Source organism: Streptomyces sp. NPDC052236 (assembly GCF_044548015.1).
Taxonomy (GTDB): Bacteria; Actinomycetota; Actinomycetes; order Streptomycetales; family Streptomycetaceae; genus Streptomyces.
The window spans coordinates 24,970-40,394 of record NZ_JBIUBL010000005.1 but is presented as its reverse complement, the minus strand read 5'-3'; the positions used below and the strand labels follow the sequence as shown (position 1 = coordinate 40,394).

General features: G+C 69.0%; 15 protein-coding genes. All 15 read right to left on the bottom strand.

What is annotated here, in order from left to right; translation table 11 throughout:
- Window positions 1–149: 149 nt before the first annotated feature.
- The 15 genes from ACIHCQ_RS10705 to thrB all read right to left on the bottom strand — a co-directional run bounded on the left by ACIHCQ_RS10705 (window position 150) and on the right by thrB (window position 15,398).
- Complete coding sequence (locus ACIHCQ_RS10705; protein ID WP_399660881.1) at window positions 150–965, bottom strand: F0F1 ATP synthase subunit delta; 816 nt, start codon at window positions 963–965, stop codon at window positions 150–152.
- Between the two features lie 5 nt (window positions 966–970).
- On the bottom strand, window positions 971–1,540 hold the full coding sequence (locus tag ACIHCQ_RS10700) for a F0F1 ATP synthase subunit B (protein ID WP_399660153.1): 570 nt from the start codon (window positions 1,538–1,540) through the stop codon (window positions 971–973).
- A gap of 26 nt (window positions 1,541–1,566) precedes the next feature.
- On the bottom strand, window positions 1,567–1,824 hold the full coding sequence (gene atpE, locus ACIHCQ_RS10695) for an ATP synthase F0 subunit C (protein ID WP_381829633.1): 258 nt from the start codon (window positions 1,822–1,824) through the stop codon (window positions 1,567–1,569).
- A 76-nt stretch (window positions 1,825–1,900) separates the two neighbouring features.
- Complete coding sequence (gene atpB / locus ACIHCQ_RS10690; protein ID WP_399660150.1) at window positions 1,901–2,713, bottom strand: F0F1 ATP synthase subunit A; 813 nt, start codon at window positions 2,711–2,713, stop codon at window positions 1,901–1,903.
- Window positions 2,714–2,938: 225 nt separating this feature from the next.
- Window positions 2,939–3,376, bottom strand: coding sequence for a hypothetical protein (locus ACIHCQ_RS10685; protein ID WP_399660147.1), 438 nt, complete (start codon window positions 3,374–3,376; stop codon window positions 2,939–2,941).
- Window positions 3,377–3,640: 264 nt separating this feature from the next.
- The gene (locus ACIHCQ_RS10680) at window positions 3,641–5,014 is read right to left on the bottom strand and encodes an MraY family glycosyltransferase (protein WP_399660143.1); all 1,374 of its coding nucleotides are present in this window, start codon (window positions 5,012–5,014) and stop codon (window positions 3,641–3,643) included.
- Between the two features lie 106 nt (window positions 5,015–5,120).
- Window positions 5,121–6,401, bottom strand: a complete 1,281-nt coding sequence (gene glyA, locus ACIHCQ_RS10675; RefSeq protein WP_399660141.1) for a serine hydroxymethyltransferase — start codon at window positions 6,399–6,401, stop codon at window positions 5,121–5,123.
- A gap of 304 nt (window positions 6,402–6,705) precedes the next feature.
- Window positions 6,706–7,380 carry a protein-tyrosine-phosphatase gene (locus ACIHCQ_RS10670; protein WP_399660138.1) on the bottom strand — a complete coding sequence of 225 codons (675 nt, stop codon included), beginning with the start codon at window positions 7,378–7,380 and terminating at the stop codon, window positions 6,706–6,708.
- Window positions 7,377–8,024, bottom strand: coding sequence for an L-threonylcarbamoyladenylate synthase (locus tag ACIHCQ_RS10665; RefSeq protein ID WP_399660135.1), 648 nt, complete (start codon window positions 8,022–8,024; stop codon window positions 7,377–7,379). The genes ACIHCQ_RS10670 and ACIHCQ_RS10665 overlap by 4 nt, the downstream gene beginning before the upstream one ends.
- A 28-nt stretch (window positions 8,025–8,052) precedes the next feature.
- Window positions 8,053–8,934, bottom strand: coding sequence for a peptide chain release factor N(5)-glutamine methyltransferase (gene prmC / locus ACIHCQ_RS10660; RefSeq protein ID WP_399660132.1), 882 nt, complete (start codon window positions 8,932–8,934; stop codon window positions 8,053–8,055).
- A gap of 84 nt (window positions 8,935–9,018) precedes the next feature.
- Window positions 9,019–10,098, bottom strand: a complete 1,080-nt coding sequence (gene prfA, locus ACIHCQ_RS10655) for a peptide chain release factor 1 (protein WP_399660129.1) — start codon at window positions 10,096–10,098, stop codon at window positions 9,019–9,021.
- 131 nt (window positions 10,099–10,229) lie between these two features.
- Complete coding sequence (gene rpmE / locus ACIHCQ_RS10650; RefSeq protein WP_399660126.1) at window positions 10,230–10,454, bottom strand: 50S ribosomal protein L31; 225 nt, start codon at window positions 10,452–10,454, stop codon at window positions 10,230–10,232.
- Between the two features lie 160 nt (window positions 10,455–10,614).
- Entirely contained in the window at window positions 10,615–11,748 is a 1,134-nt protein-coding gene (locus tag ACIHCQ_RS10645) for an LCP family protein (protein WP_399660122.1), read from the bottom strand.
- A gap of 172 nt (window positions 11,749–11,920) precedes the next feature.
- Window positions 11,921–14,086, bottom strand: coding sequence for a transcription termination factor Rho (gene rho, locus ACIHCQ_RS10640; protein ID WP_399660119.1), 2,166 nt, complete (start codon window positions 14,084–14,086; stop codon window positions 11,921–11,923).
- A gap of 391 nt (window positions 14,087–14,477) precedes the next feature.
- Window positions 14,478–15,398, bottom strand: a complete 921-nt coding sequence (gene thrB, locus ACIHCQ_RS10635) for a homoserine kinase (protein ID WP_399660117.1) — start codon at window positions 15,396–15,398, stop codon at window positions 14,478–14,480.
- Between the last annotated feature and the right edge of the window lie 27 nt (window positions 15,399–15,425).

Here is a 15,425-nt window from a genome sequence, read left to right as displayed (position 1 = left end):
TCCCTGCTCTCCTTGTTGGGCCCGAAGTTTCTTAAGGGGTCTGGGGGCCGACCCCCAGGAATCTTCTGCAATCTCTGCACGGCCCAACCGGGCCGCTGATCCTGCTTGTTCAGTTGGTGGCTGGTCAGCCGACTGCTCAGCCGACCGGGTCAGCCCGCCATGCGGCGGGTGGCCTCGTCGAGACGCTCCGCGATGGTGCCGTTGATGATCTCGTCACCCACGCGCACCTGGATTCCGCCGAGTACCTCGGGGTCCACGTCGAGGTTGAGGTGCATCTCGCGGCCGTAGATCCGAGCCAGCCCTGCGCCGAGGCGCTGCTTCTGCTGTTCGGTCAGCGGCGCCGCCGAGGTGACCACCGCGACCGTACGGTCCCGGCGCGCCGCGGCGAGCCGGGACAGGGATTCGAGTCCCGCCTCCAGGCTACGTCCCCGCGGCTCGGTAACAAGACGGACTACCAGCCGCTCGCTGATCGGGTTGGCCTTGCCGCCGAGCAGGGAGCGCAGCAGCGCGCCCTTGGCGGAGGCGGGCGCCGACTTGTCGGTCAGCGCGGACCGGAGCCCGGTGCTGGAGGCGACGATCCGGCCGAACCTGAAGAGCTCGTCCTCGACACCGTCGAGCACACCGGCTCGCTGCGCCGCGGTGAGGTCGGCGGCAGCCGCCAGTTCCTCAAGCGAGTCGACCAGGTCGCGCGACCGTGACCAGCGCGAACGGACCATGCCCGAGATCAGGTCGACGGCCACGCCGCCCACCTGCCCGGTCAGCAGCCGCCCGGCCAGTTCGGCCTTGGCCTCGCCGGACTGCGCCGGGTCGGTCAGGACCCGACGCAGCGACACCTCACGGTGAAGCAGCGCGGTGACGGAGGCCAGCTCCTCCGCGAGCTTGGCAGCATCGACCGAGGTGTTGTCGGTCAGCGCGTCCAGAGACTCGCGTGCGGCAGCCAGGGCCTCGCGGCTCGCGCCGCGCAGCGCCTTCATCGGGTTGCCTCGGCCTTCGAAGCACTGTCCTCAAGTCCATCGAGGAAGCGGTCGACGGTGCGGCTCTGCCGGGCGTGGTCCTCAAGGGACTCGCCGACCAGCCGGCCGGCCAGGTCGGTGGCGAGCTTGCCCACGTCCTGGCGCAGCGCCGCGGCCGCGGCCTTCCGGTCGGCCTCGATCTGGGCGTGACCGGCCGCGATGATCTCCTCGCGCTGCCGCTGGCCTTCCGCTTTCATCTCCTGGATGATCGCGGCACCCTGCTCGGTCGCCTCCTGGCGCATCCGGGCAGCCTCATGACGGGCCTCGGCGAGCTGAGCCTTGTACTGCTCAAGCACGCTTTCGGCTTCGATCTTGGCCGCGTCGGCCTTCTCGATGCCACCTTCGATGGCCTCTCGGCGCTCTTCCAGGACCTTGTTGATGTTCGGGAGGAGCTTCTTAGCGAGGAAGCCGAAGACGATGACGAAAGCGATCAGGCCGATGACAAGCTCGTCGAGATGCGGGACGAGAGGATTCTGAGGCTCCTCCGCCTGCGCAAGGATCAGAGCGTTCACATCAGTGCCTTCCATGAAAGGTGTTGGGCTTACGGTCCGGCTTACTGGTAGACGAAGCCCATGACGATGCCGATGAGGGCGAGCGCCTCACAGAAGGCGAAGCCCATGATCTGGTTGGTACGGATCAGGCCGGCCGCTTCGGGCTGACGGGCAAGGGCCTGGGTTCCGTTACCGAAGATGATGCCGACGCCGACGCCGGGGCCGATCGCCGCGAGGCCGTAGCCGATCGAGGCGACGTTGCCGACGACGTTCGTCTTCGCGTCGGCGGCGAGGTTGACCATTTCGAGAGCAGCGGACATGCCGTTACTTCCTTCTCTTTCACGGACCGGTGGGGGTTGGCCACCGGACGTCTATTGGTTCTGGGGCGGGGCTGACTCAGTGGCTCTTGGCGAGCGCGCCCTGGATGTAGCTGGAGGCCAGGAGCACGAAGACGTACGCCTGGACGGCCTGGATGAACAGCTCGAACACGGTCATCACCAGGACCATGACGAACGAGACGCTGCCGTAGGCAATGCCGATGCCGTTCATCAGGTACCAGGAGGCCAGCGTGAACATCACGATCAGCAGGTGGCCGGCGAACATGTTCGCGAACAGCCGGACCGCGTGCGTGAACGGGCGGATCAGCAGGTTCGAGAAGAACTCGATCACGACGACGAGCGGCAGTACCGCGCCGAGCGACTTGTCGTAGCCGGTGATGTTCTTCCAGCCGCCGACGAATCCGTGCGTCTTGAAGGTCAGGCCGACCCACAGGACGTACACGATGATGGCGAGCCCCGCCGGGAAGGCGATGAGCGACGTCACCGGGAACTGGGCGAGCGGAATGATCGACCAGAGATTGAGAATCCAGACGAAGAAGAAGAGCGACACCATCAGCGGGACGTACTTCTCTCCGTCCTTCTTGCCGATGATCTCGTAGACGATTCCGCGGCGGACGAAGTCGTAACCGGCTTCGCCGACCATCTGCATCTTGCCCGGCACCAGCTTGGGCTTGTTGAAAGCCGCCCAGAAGAATCCGACGACCACAGCGGTGCCCAGCAGGGCGAGCAGCATCGGCTTCGAGAACTCGAAGCCGCCCACCGTGAAGAGGGGCTCGTACATGAACGTATGGAGACCCGGAGCCGGGAACCCACATCCAGAGAAGATGTGGCAGTCGGGATCGAAGGCGAGCATCTGGGCGTCAGCACTCACCGCGGGCTCCTTCAGCGTGGCGCATAGGTACGGCAACCTCGTTGTGTCGGCGCGGCGCGCAGCCGCGGTTCGGCACTGGACTGGTGTAACGGATGTGAGGGCGGCTGTCAGGCGTTGAGCCTCGCGATGGAACAGGCGTCAGCTCAGATGCCCGCGCCCGCAGTGCCGCAGTTGGCACCGGACGATAGCAGGGTCTCGAACGACTCCTTATTCCGGCCCTACCCCTCACGACGAGGACTCCGACTTCTCGCTCTTGGGCGCGGCGGAGGGTTCCGGTTCTACGTACAGGATCTTGGCCTTCAGATAGGCGCGAGCCTGGGCCGCGATCCACACAACCGTCGCCACGACCAGCGAAAAACCGAAAGCCTTGGGGTGGAACAGGGTGGTGTCCTTGAACACCGCCATGAAGACGAACAGCAGCAGCAACTGTGTCACGTAGAGCAACAGGCCCATGGCCTGGAACAGCTGCGGATACGCCCTGGCGGTCCGCTGAAGCACCAACAGGCCGATTCCCATGAACAGGAGCGCCACCAGCGTCCCGACAGCCGATCCGAGAGCTCCCTTGCCACCGGCGGCCACGGCGCTGACGACGACGGCAACAGCGCCGACGGCAACGGTGGGTACGGCAGTTCGAAGGAGGGTTCGGGCGTCGTTGGAGGGCATGGCGGCAGCTCCGCTGGCTCAGTGGGGGCAGTGGTGTCGTCATGGACGAGCGTAGGCCCGGTCCGAGGTGTGTCTCGGGGCCAATGGACCGTCGCACTACGGTCTTTCGGCTCTTTTTCCGGGTCTCGTGAACGATATCACAAACTATTTGATGAGGTCTTTACCTTGAACTGTGCCTACCGTCACACATGAGAGCGACCGCGCCCGTGTGTGCACGACCATGCGGCCACCATGTCTGGTAATGGGCGGATAAATGATGACTCGTCATCCGCGGGTGGAGGCCTTGCGTCGATCCGGGAAGCGAGAACGGGCACCGATCGCGGTCGCACCGTTGACGCCCGCGGGAACGGGGATCCGCTCCTCGGCCGTCTCCTGCTCCTCAGGGGCCCCGTGCGCTCCGTGTGCGGCGTGCGTGCCGTACGTACCCGAGGGCGCCGTCTCCCACTCCGGCTGCGTCTCCGGGGGCGTCACACGGCGGCGGTAGCGCGGCGGCACGAAGGACTGCGCCCAGCGCGGAGCGCGCGGTGTGAAGCGCGGCAGCAGCAGAAGCACCAGACCCACCGCGCTCAGCAGCATGATGAGGAACACGCTCCACATCGACGCCGAGTGCACCGAGTACGCGACGACGCCGAAGGCGAACAGCGCCGACCAGAAGTACATGATCAGGACCGCGCGGCTGTGGGAATGGCCGATCTCCAGCAGCCGGTGGTGGAGATGGCCACGGTCCGCCGCGAACGGCGACTGTCCGTTCCAGGTACGCCGGACGATCGCGAGGACCAGGTCGGCGACCGGGATCGCGATGATCGTCAGCGGCAGCATCAGCGGGATGAAGACGGGCAGCGCCGCGTGCGTGGCCTCGCGGGTACCGCCCTCAAAGATCTTCAGGGCGTCCGGGTCCACCTGCCCGGTCACGGAGATCGCCGCCGCGGCGAGCACCAGGCCGATCAGCATCGAGCCCGAGTCGCCCATGAAGATCCGCGCGGGATGCATATTGTGCGGCAGGAAGCCCACGCACATACCCATCAGGATCGCGGTGAACAGGGTGGCGGGGGCGGCGGCCTCAATCGTGTAGCCGTACCAGATCCGGTACGAGTAGAGGAAGAAGGCCGCGGCGGCGATGCACACCATGCCGGCGGCGAGGCCGTCGAGGCCGTCCACGAAGTTCACCGCGTTGATGGTGATGACGACGAGGGCGACGGTCAGCAGGGTGCCCTGCCACTGGGTCAGCGAGACGGTGCCGATGCCGGGGACGGGGATCCACAGGATCGTCAGACCCTGCATCACCATCACGCCCGCGGCGATCATCTGGCCGCCGAGCTTGATCAGGGCGTCGAGCTCGAACTTGTCGTCGAGGACGCCGATGATCCAGATCAGGGCGGCGCCGGAGAGCAGCGCACGCGGTTCGTTGGACAGCTCGAAGACGCTGTTGAGGTTCTGCAGATGGTCGGCGACCAGCAGACCGGCGCACAGACCGAAGAACATGGCGATACCGCCGAGCCGCGGTGTGGGCTCCCGGTGTACGTCGCGGGCCCGGATCTCCGGCATCGCGCCGGTCGCGATGGCGAACTTGCGTACCGGTCCGGTCAGCAGATACGTCACCGCTGCCGTGACGCACAGCGTCAGCAGATAATCACGCACAGGCTGCCCCACAGGAATCGCCGGCCATCTCAGCCCCACACCCTAGCTCTGGTCGCCACATGCTCAAGGACAAACGGGTACCGGTGATGGTTGCACCAGGCACCGGCTACCCCTGATACGGGGGAAATCTACCGGCCAGCTCACGTACTTCCGTACGGATCTTGCCTGCTCCCTCACTCTCTTCGCGCATCGCCGCCGTGAACAGCTCCGCGATCCGTGCCATTTCGGGCTCGCGCATGCCCTGGGTGGTGACGGCCGCGGTGCCAAGACGGATACCGCGGCCGTCGCCGTACGGCAGCGCGCAGGTGTCCAGCACGATCCCCGCGGCGGCGAGCCGGCCGCGGGCCACCTTGCCGTCCACGCCGAGCGGAGCGGTGTCGGCGCTGATCAGGTGGGTGTCCGTACCGCCGGTGAGCACCGTGCAGCCGCCGGCCGCGAGCGCGTCGGCCAGGACGCGGGCATTGGCGACGACCTGGTGCGCGTACGCGCTGAAGGCGGGCGTGGCCGCCTCACCGAAGGCGACGGCCTTGGCGGCGATGGTGTGCATCTGGGCGCCGCCCTGGGTGAAGGGGAAAACCGCCCGGTCGATGCGCTCGGCGAGCTCGGCGCCGCACAGGATCATCCCGCCGCGGGGGCCGCGCAGCACCTTGTGCGTTGTGGCGCACACCACATCGGCGTACGGGACGGGGCTGGGGGCCGCGCCGCCCGCGATGAGGCCCATGGGGTGCGCGGCGTCGGCGATCAGATACGCCCCCGCCTCGTCCGCGAGCTCGCGGAAGGCGGCGTAGTCGGGGTGGCGGGGGTAGGAGATGGAGCCGCAGACGATGGCCTTGGGCCGGTGGGCGCGGGCGAGGGTGCGGATCTGGTCGTAGTCGATCAGTCCGGTCTCGGCGTCGACGCCGTAGCCGACGAAGTCGAACCAGCGCCCCGAGAAGTTCGCGGGCGAGCCGTGGGTGAGGTGGCCGCCGTACGGGAGACCCATGGCCAGCACGGTGTCGCCGGGCTTGAGCAGCGCCGCGTACGCCGCGAGGACGGCGGAGGAGCCGGAGTGCGGCTGCACATTGGCGTGCTCGGCGCCGAAGAGGGCGGCGGCGCGCTCGATGGCGATCCGCTCGGCGGCGTCGACGAGCTCACAGCCGCCGTGGTGGCGGGCGCCCGGGTAGCCCTCGGCGTACTTGTTGGCGAGCGAGGAGCCGAGGGCGGCGAGGACGGCGGGCGAGGTGAAGTTCTCGGCGGCGATGAGCTGGAGACTGTCGCTCTGCCGGGCGAGCTCGCCGAGGAGGATTTCGGCGATCTGGGGGTCGTCACGGTGGAGGGCGCGGAAGTCGGCGCCGGGTGGGGCGGGGGTCTGCGTGTGGACGGCGTCGGGTGCGGCGGTGGCTGGCATCTGGGGCTCCAGACCTCGCGGAGGGGGCCACTCCAATGTAGGCGGGTGCGGGTGCGGGTGCCGGTTGTGTCGGGATCTTTCTTTTCTGGGGGCGCTGCCCCCAGACCCGCCCCCTATGCCCTGGCGGGCATGGGGGGACCCCCAGCGCCTCAATCGCCGGACGGGCTGGATTCTCCAGCCTCGCCGGCGATTGAGGCGCGCGGTTCGGGGCGGAGCCCCGCATATTCAGCCTCGCCGGCGATTGAGGCGCGGGAGCTCGGGGGCAGCGCCCCCGGCAAGGGCCCGACGCGGCCCCAGGTCACCGTCAGTGGTCCGCCTGGACTCCCGTCAGGGCCGTGACCACCGGGTCCAGCGCCGCGCTGATCTCGTCGCCGATCGACCGGAAAAACGTGATCGGCGCGCCATACGGGTCGTACACCTCATCCGCCTCCGGACTCGGCGCCAGCAACCACCCCCGCAGCGCCGCCGCCGCCCTCACCAGCGCCCGTGCGCGCTCCACCACGCCCTCGTCGCGCGCGTCCGGCAGCGTCGCCGGGTCTATGGCCCGCACCAGCCGGGTGAACTCCTTCAGCGTGAACGTACGCAGGCCCGCCGAATGGCCCATCGAGATCACCTGCGCCCGGTGGTCCCGCGTCGCCGTGAGGACCAGGTCCGCGCGGATCACATGCTCGTCCAGCAGCTCGCGGCCCACGAAGCCTGTCGCGTCCGCCCCGAAGTCCGCGAGGACGACCTCGGCGTTCGCCTCCATCGGCGCGCCCTCATGGCCCCACGTGCCCGCGCTCTCCACGATCAACCCGCCCGGGAGCCGGTCGCCGAGGCGGTCGCTCAGGGCATGACGGGTCAGCCGCTCGGTGATCGGCGAGCGGCAGACGTTGCCGGTGCTGACGTGGAGGATGCGGAAAGTGGAGGGGTCTCCCCCGGGCTCCATCCGGGGGTACCCCCAGGACGCCGCTATGCCACGCCCCTCGGGCGCGGTCAATTGGCCACCTCAAGGTCGGGTACGACCTTGCGCAGCTCGTCCGCCGAGAGCGCCCCCTCGCGCAGCAGCACCGGCACCTTGCCCGTGACGTCGACGATCGAGGACGGGACGATGCCCGGCGTCGGGCCGCCGTCCAGGTAGACCGAGACGGAGTCGCCGAGCATCTCCTGCGCGGCGTCACAGTCCTCCGGCGCCGGGTGGCCCGTGAGGTTCGCGCTGGAGACGGCCATCGGGCCGACCTCCATGAGCAGCTCGATCGCGACCGGGTGCAGCGGCATCCGGATCGCTACGGTGCCCCGCGTATCACCCAGGTCCCACTGGAGCGAGGGCTGGTGCCTGGCGACCAGCGTCAGCGCGCCCGGCCAGAACGCGTCGACCAGTTCCCACGCCTGCTCGGAGAAGTCGGTGACCAGTCCGTGCAGGGTGTTCGGCGACCCGATCAGGACAGGGGTGGGCATATTGCGGCCCCGCCCCTTGGCCTCCAGCAGGTCGGAGACGGCCTCGGAGCCGAACGCGTCCGCCCCGATCCCGTACACGGTGTCGGTGGGCAGCACGACGAGCTCGCCACGGCGTACGGCCGATGCGGCTTCACGCAGACCGGTCGTACGGTCCGTCGCGTCGTTGCAGTCGTATCGCCGTGCCATCAGCCGGCCTCCTCGTACACGTGCTTGGTCATGGCATTGCCTTGCGCGCGGTCGCGAAACGCGGCCGCTTGTTCAGATCGGGGTGGTCGGCGGCGTCCGCCCAGCCCGCCTCTTCGCTGAAGATCCACGGCACCTGGCCGCCCTGGGTGTCGGCGTGCTCGACCACGACGAGGCCGCCGGGCCGCAGCAGCCGGTGGGCGGTGCGCTCGATGCCGCGGATGGTGTCCAGGCCGTCCTCGCCGGAGAACAGCGCCATGCCGGGGTCGTGGTCACGGGCCTCGGGGGCGACGTACTCCCATTCGGTGAGCGGGATGTACGGCGGGTTGGAGATCACCAGGTCGACCTGGCCGTCCAGCTCCGGCAGGGCGGTCAGCGCGTCGCCCTGGTGGATGGTGACCCGTGAGCCCTCGGCGTTCTTGCGGGTCCACTGCAGCGCGTCCTCGGAGAGCTCCACGCCGTGCACCCGCGAGCGCGGGACCTCCTGCGCCATGGCGAGGGCGATCGCCCCCGACCCCGTGCAGAGGTCGACGATGAGCGGCTCGACCACGTCCATGGCGCGTACGGCGTCTATTGCCCAGCCGACGACCGACTCGGTCTCCGGGCGCGGTACGAAGACGCCGGGGCCGACCTGGAGCTCCAGGTAGCGGAAGAAGACACGTCCGGTGATGTGCTGGAGCGGCTCACGGGCCTCGCGGCGGGCGATCATCTCCCAGTAGCGCGCGTCGAAGTCGGCGTCCTGGACGTTGTGCAGCTCGCCACGCTTCACGCCGTGCACGAAGGCGGCGAGCTCCTCCGCGTCGAAGCGGGGTGAGGGCACGCCGGCGTCGGCCAGCCGCTGGGTGGCCTGGGCCACCTCGGCAAGCAGCACAGATCGGGGGGACGGAGGGCGTCCCCCGGGAGATAGCTGCACGCTGGTCCTCCGGGGCTGGTGCGGTGCGGTGCGGTGCGGTGCGCGGTGGCGGTGCGGGCTTGGCGGAACGGTTCTTACTGGGCCTTACTGGGCGGCGGCGAGTTTGGCGGCGGAGTCGGCGTCGACACAGGCCTGGATCACCGCGTCCAGCTCCCCGTCGAGCACTTGGTCCAAGTTGTACGCCTTGAAGCCGACACGGTGGTCGGAGATCCGGTTTTCCGCGTAGTTGTACGTACGGATCTTCTCGGACCGGTCGACGGTGCGAACCTGGCTGCGACGGGCGTCCGCCGCCTTGCTCTCGGCCTCCTCCTGCGCCGCGGCCAGCAGCCTGGAGCGCAGGATACGCATTGCCTGCTCCTTGTTCTGGAGCTGGCTCTTCTCATTCTGGCAGGAGGAGACGATGCCGGTCGGCAGGTGCGTGATGCGCACCGCGGAGTCGGTGGTGTTGACGGACTGGCCGCCGGGGCCCGATGAGCGGTACACGTCGATCCGCAGGTCGTTGGCGTGGATCTCGACGTCGATCTCCTCCGCCTCGGGCGTGACCAGCACACCGGCCGCGGAGGTGTGGATACGGCCCTGGGACTCGGTGGCGGGCACGCGCTGGACGCGGTGCACCCCGCCCTCGTACTTCATGCGCGCCCAGACGCCCTGGCCGGGCTCGGTCGCGCCGTTGCCGCCCTTGGTCTTCACCGCGACCTGGACGTCCTTGTAGCCGCCGAGCTCGGACTCGGTGGCGTCGATGATCTCGGTCTTCCAGCCGACGCGCTCGGCGTAGCGCAGATACATCCGCAGCAGGTCACCGGCGAACAGGGCGGACTCGTCGCCACCCGCGCCCGCCTTGACCTCAAGGATGACGTCCTTGTCGTCGCTGGGGTCGCGCGGTACGAGCAGCAGCCGCAGCTTGTCGGTGAGCTCCTCGCGCTGCTTGTCCAGCTGCTTGGCCTCGGCAGCGAACTCCGGGTCCTCCGCGGCCAGTTCACGCGCGGTCTGGATGTCCTCCCCGGTCTGCTTCCAGGAGCGGTACGTGGAGATGATCGGGGTCAGCTCGGCGTACCGCTTGCCCAGCTTGCGCGCGTTCGCCTGGTCCGCGTGGACCGAAGGGTCGGCGAGCTTCCTCTCAAGATCGGCGTGCTCGCCGATCAGTTCCTCGACCGCCTCGAACATCGGGACTCCTGGTTGGTGCGCACATACGGGAAGGGTGGCTGCTGATACTGCTGGGATGCTTGCTCAGAACGGACAAAGCGCCGGCCTCGGCCACCCCGAAAAGGGCAGCCGAGGACCGGCGCAGTGGCTCGCTACTTCTTGGCGGAGCCGGCAGCCTTGCCGAAGCGGGCCTCGAAGCGGGCCACGCGGCCACCGGTGTCGAGGATCTTCTGCTTGCCCGTGTAGAACGGGTGGCACTCGGAGCAGACCTCGGCCCGGACGGAGCCGGAACCGATCGTGCTACGGGTCGTGAACGACGCGCCGCAGGTACAGCTGACCTGGGTCTCGACGTACTCGGGGTGGATGTCGCGCTTCAAGGTGTCTCCTAGTTTCGGGAGGGCTCCGGGTCGTACACGCGGATTGCTCGTACGTGAACCGGGGCCGACGTACCAGTCTGCCAGGACTGGGCCGTATCTCCCAAAACAGGGGTGCGGACGCAACTATTCCCCCGCGACCGACGGGGGACCTACGGGAGACCTACGGAGCCTCCTGGGCCTGGACCACGGTGCCCGCGGCGCCCTTGTCGCCCGCGGAGTCCACGACCGCGGCCGCGGGTATCGGCTTGTCCTGCTTGAGCGCCGTCCAGACCTGCTGGGACGCGGCCTCGATCGGGATTACGCGGTTGGGGTTCGCCGGGTCGTACCGGACCGGCATCGTGATCATGTGCATGTCCTCCGCGCCGAGGCTGCTCAGCCCCCTGGCGAAGTTCATCAGCTCGTTGACCGAGGCGAGCTCGGAGTCGGGCGTGATCGCCTTGGTGGCGGTGTCGGCGACGTCGAGGAGCTTCTTCGGGTTGGTGAAGACCCCGACGCTCTTGACCTGGGTGATGAACGCCTTCATAAAGGCCTGCTGGAGCTGAATGCGGCCGAGGTCGCTGCCGTCGCCGACGCTCTTGCGGGTGCGTACGAGGCCGAGCGACTGCTCCCCGTCGAGGGTGTGGGTACCGGCGGCGAGGTCCAGCCCGCTCTTGGAGTCGTTGATCGCCTCGGTGGTGGTGACCTTCACACCGCCCAGCTCGTCGATGAGCTTCTCGAAGCCCGTGAAGTCGACCTCGATGTAGTGGTCCATACGGATGCCGGACATCTTCTCGACGGTCTTCACCGCGCAGGCGGGGCCACCGACCTCGTACGCCGTGTTGAACATGGCGCGCGTCTCCGCGGCGACGGACGTGCCCTTCTGGCTCGCGCACAGCGGGCGGTCCACGAGGGTGTCGCGCGGGATGGAGACGACGCTGGCCCTCTTGTGGCCCTCGTAGACATGCACGACCATCGCGGTGTCCGAGCGGGCCACGCCCTCGTCGCCGCCGTACTTGGAATTCGCGCCGGAGCGGGAGTCGGAGCCCAGGACCAGGATGTCCATGGAGCCGTTGTCAAGGTTCTTGGGGCGGTCCTCGGTGTCCAGCCGGCCGTTGATGTCCACGCCCTCGATGTTGCCGTTGAGCTTGAAATAGACGTAGCCGAGGCCGGAGCCGCCGGTGAACACCAGGACCGCCGTGGTCCAGGCGGCGATGGTCACCGCCCGGCAGCTTCTGCTGGGCTCCTTGCGGCGCCTGCCCCGGCCGCGTATTCGGCCGGTGGCGCCGTCGCTGCCGCTGTTGCTCTCGTCGGCCATGGTCTCCTCGGCTTTCGCTCTCTCCCGGTACCCCCTGCGTCACCGGCTAGACGGCGCAGCAGCGAGAAGAGTTGCACGGCGACCTGAGAACTCCGTAAGAAACGCGTTGTGCCCACCGCGCGGGGCACGGTGGGCACAACGGGCTGCTTGATACAGCTTTATACAACCAGGACTACTTCCAGTCGTTGCCGTTGCCGACGGACGGAGTCGTCTTCTGGATCTGCAGCAGGAACTCGGCGTTCGACTTCGTCTGCTTCATTTTGTCCAGCAGCAGCTCGATCGCCTGCTGCTGGTCGAGCGCGTGCAGCACCCGGCGCAGCTTCCAGACGACGGCGAGCTCGTCGGTGCCGAGCAGGATCTCTTCCTTACGGGTGGAGGACGCGTCCACGTCCACCGCCGGGAAGATGCGCTTGTCCGAGAGCTTCCGGTCGAGCTTGAGCTCCATGTTGCCGGTGCCCTTGAACTCCTCGAAGATCACCTCGTCCATGCGCGAGCCGGTGTCGACCAGCGCGGTGGCCAGGATGGTCAGCGAGCCGCCGTCCTCGATGTTGCGCGCGGCGCCGAAGAAGCGCTTCGGCGGGTAGAGCGCGGTCGAGTCGACACCACCGGACAGGATGCGTCCGGAGGCGGGGGCCGCGAGGTTGTACGCACGGCCCAGGCGGGTGATCGAGTCCAGCAGGACCACCACGTCGTGCCCCAGCTCCACGAGACGCTTGGCGCGCTCGATGGCCAGCTCGGCGACGGTGGTGTGGTCCTCGGCCGGGCGGTCGAAGGTCGAGGAGATGACCTCGCCCTTCACCGACCGCTGCATGTCGGTGACCTCTTCCGGACGCTCGTCCACCAGGACGACCATCAGGTGGCACTCGGGGCTGTTGACCGTGATCGCGTTGGCGATCGCCTGCAGGATCATGGTCTTGCCGGTCTTCGGCGGGGCCACGATCAGGCCTCGCTGGCCCTTGCCGATCGGCGACACGAGGTCGATGATCCGGGTCGTCAGGATGCCCGGGTCGGTCTCCAGACGCAGCCGGTCCTGCGGGTACAGGGGGGTCAGCTTGTTGAACTCCGGGCGTCCACGGCCGGATTCGGCCGCCATGCCGTTCGCGGAGTCGAGGCGTACGAGCGCGTTGAACTTCTCGCGGCGCTCGCCCTCCTTCGGCTGCCGCACCGCGCCGGTGACGTGGTCACCCTTGCGCAGGCCGTTCTTGCGGACCTGGGCGAGCGACACGTACACGTCGTTCGGGCCCGGCAGGTAGCCGGAGGTCCGGATGAACGCGTAATTGTCGAGGATGTCCAGGATTCCCGCGACGGGGATCAGAACGTCGTCCTCGGAGACCTGCGGCTCGTTGCCGAAGTCCTCGCGGCCACGACGGCCACGACGGTCCCGGTAGCGGCCGCGGCGTCCGCGCCTGCCGCCCTCGAAGTCGTCGTCCTCGTCGGGACGGGGGCCCTGGGGAGCGGTCTGCTGGCCGGCCGGCTGACCGCCCTGGGCGCTGCCCTGCCCGCCCTGGCGCTGCTGGCGCTGGCTGCCCTGGCCGCTCTGCGGCTGGTCGTCGCCCTTGCCGCGGCGGTCGCCACGGTCACGGTCGCGCTCGCCACGGTCACGCTGACGGTCGCGGCGCTCGCCACGGTCACGGTCGCCGCGCTGGCCCCGGTCCTGGCGGTCGCGACGGCCGTCGGCGCCGTCCTGCGCCGACGCGGAGACGGCCGTTTCGGCCTTCCCGTCCGGCTGCGCCTCGGCGGTGACGTCCCTGGATTCCCTGACGTCGACGGCGGTGGCGGCCGTGTCGGCCCTGGCCGTGACCTCGGTCTTGGTGTCCGGGCTGCCCGCCTGCGCGGTGGCGCGGCGACGGCGGCGCTCACCGGCCGCCGGCTGGTCCTCGGCGGCCGGGGCGGGCTGCCCCGGAATGTCGATCTGCTGCTGGGCTGCGACCTTGTCGGCCCGGCCCGCCTTCTCGACCTTGGCGGCCTTCTCGGCGGCAGGCGCGGACGACGGAGCGACCGCGGCGGCCTCGTCGCCCGTACGGGCCTTGGAGGTGGCGCGGCGCTTCGGCTTGGTCTCGGCGTCGCCGGCGCCCGTCTCGGCGCTCTTGGGCGCGGACGAACCTCCGGCCTGCGCCTCCTTGATGACCTCGATCAGCTGGCTCTTGCGCATCCGCGCGGTGCCCCTGATCCCGAGGCCGGACGCGACCTGCTGCAGCTCGGCCAGGACCATGCCGTCGAGGCCAGTGCCGGAGCGGCGGCGCCGTGAGGTGGTGCCAGAGGCAGCACCTGCGGCGGGCGCGGTCGTGTCGACGCTGTTGTCGGCAGTCACGCCCATCAGATCGGTGGTGTCGCTCACGAAGGGTCCTTCCCTGGAGCGGACGTCGGCCTTCTGGCTCGGCGACCGGTTGTGCTGTCCGACCTGCGGTCCGGGTGACGGACCGGGTCGGGGCGGTGGTCCCGCCGGTAATTAACGGCGGAGAGATATACATGCAAAGTCCGGCCCGAGATTCCCCCTGCTCGGCCCACTCCTGGGAAAGCGAGGGGTGTCGTGCCGTTTCCGGAGCGTGCTCGAAACTGCTCAGGCAGGCTGCTCAGGCAGTCGGGGAGGCTCCCGGAAGAATGGTGGTCCCGAATGGGGACACGTAGCACCGCGCCTCAAAGACGTCGGCTGCTGACTTGAGGTTAACACTACCGGCTCCAACAAACATTCCCCCTCTCTCTCACCGGCAATCTCGGGTCACTGCGGGTCACTGCGGCGCGAGCGGCAGAACACTCGCGCCCGCGGCGTCGAAGGTGAGCCGATTGGCCGCCCAGCCCTCGCCCGCAAGTCGTGCGACCTTGTCGGCCACACCGTCCTCGGCCAGCGCGAGGACCGTGGGGCCCGCGCCGGAGATGACCGCGGGGACGCCATCGGCCCGCAGTCGGTTGACCAGTGCGACGCTCTCCGGCATCGCCGGGGCGCGGTACTCCTGGTGGAGCCGGTCCTCCGTGGCGGGGAGCAGCAGCTCGGGACGCCTGGTCAGCGCCTCGACAAGCAGGGCGGCGCGGCCCGCGTTGGCGGCGGCGTCCACATGCGGGACGGTACGCGGAAGCAGTCCGCGCGCCGTCTCGGTGAGCACCGGCCTGCTGGGTACGAAGACCACCGGAACGACGGAATCCGAGGGGTCCATCCTGATCGCGCGGGCCGCTCCCCCGTCGGTCCAGGCGAGTGTGAAGCCGCCGAGCAGACAGGCGGCGACATTGTCGGGGTGCCCCTCGATCTCGGTGGCGAGCTCCAGCACCGTCGCGTCGTCGAGCCTGGCCTCGCCTCCTATGGTCACCGCGCGGGCGGCGACGATGCCGGCGCAGATGGCCGCCGACGAGGAGCCCAGGCCGCGGCCGTGCGGGATGCGGTTGGCGCAGACGACTTCGAGGCCGCGCGGTTGCCCGCCGAGCAGGTCGAAGGCCGTACGCAGGGAACGTACGAGCAGATGGCTTTCGTCGCGGGGAAGCGTCGAGGCGCCCTCACCCGCGATGTCGATGTGCAGACCGGAGTCCGCGACCCGGACGACCACGTCGTCGTACAGCGCAAGCGACAGCCCGAGGGCGTCGAAGCCCGGGCCGAGGTTGGCGCTGGTGGCGGGGACGCGCACCCGGACGGCGGCGGCGCGGAACGCTGGACCGGCCATCGCTCGATGACTCTCCTTGGTTCTGAC

Coding starts and splice junctions, on each gene's coding strand:
- ACIHCQ_RS10700 (WP_399660153.1), bottom strand. CDS start 1,540: ATGGAAGGCACTGATGTGAACGCTCTGATCCTTGCGCAGGCGGAGGAG.
- atpE (WP_381829633.1), bottom strand. CDS start 1,824: ATGTCCGCTGCTCTCGAAATGGTCAACCTCGCCGCCGACGCGAAGACG.
- ACIHCQ_RS10685 (WP_399660147.1), bottom strand. CDS start 3,376: ATGCCCTCCAACGACGCCCGAACCCTCCTTCGAACTGCCGTACCCACC.
- glyA (WP_399660141.1), bottom strand. CDS start 6,401: ATGCCAGCCACCGCCGCACCCGACGCCGTCCACACGCAGACCCCCGCC.
- ACIHCQ_RS10665 (WP_399660135.1), bottom strand. CDS start 8,024: ATGGCACGGCGATACGACTGCAACGACGCGACGGACCGTACGACCGGT.
- prfA (WP_399660129.1), bottom strand. CDS start 10,098: ATGTTCGAGGCGGTCGAGGAACTGATCGGCGAGCACGCCGATCTTGAG.
- ACIHCQ_RS10645 (WP_399660122.1), bottom strand. CDS start 11,748: ATGGCCGACGAGAGCAACAGCGGCAGCGACGGCGCCACCGGCCGAATA.
- thrB (WP_399660117.1), bottom strand. CDS start 15,398: ATGGCCGGTCCAGCGTTCCGCGCCGCCGCCGTCCGGGTGCGCGTCCCC.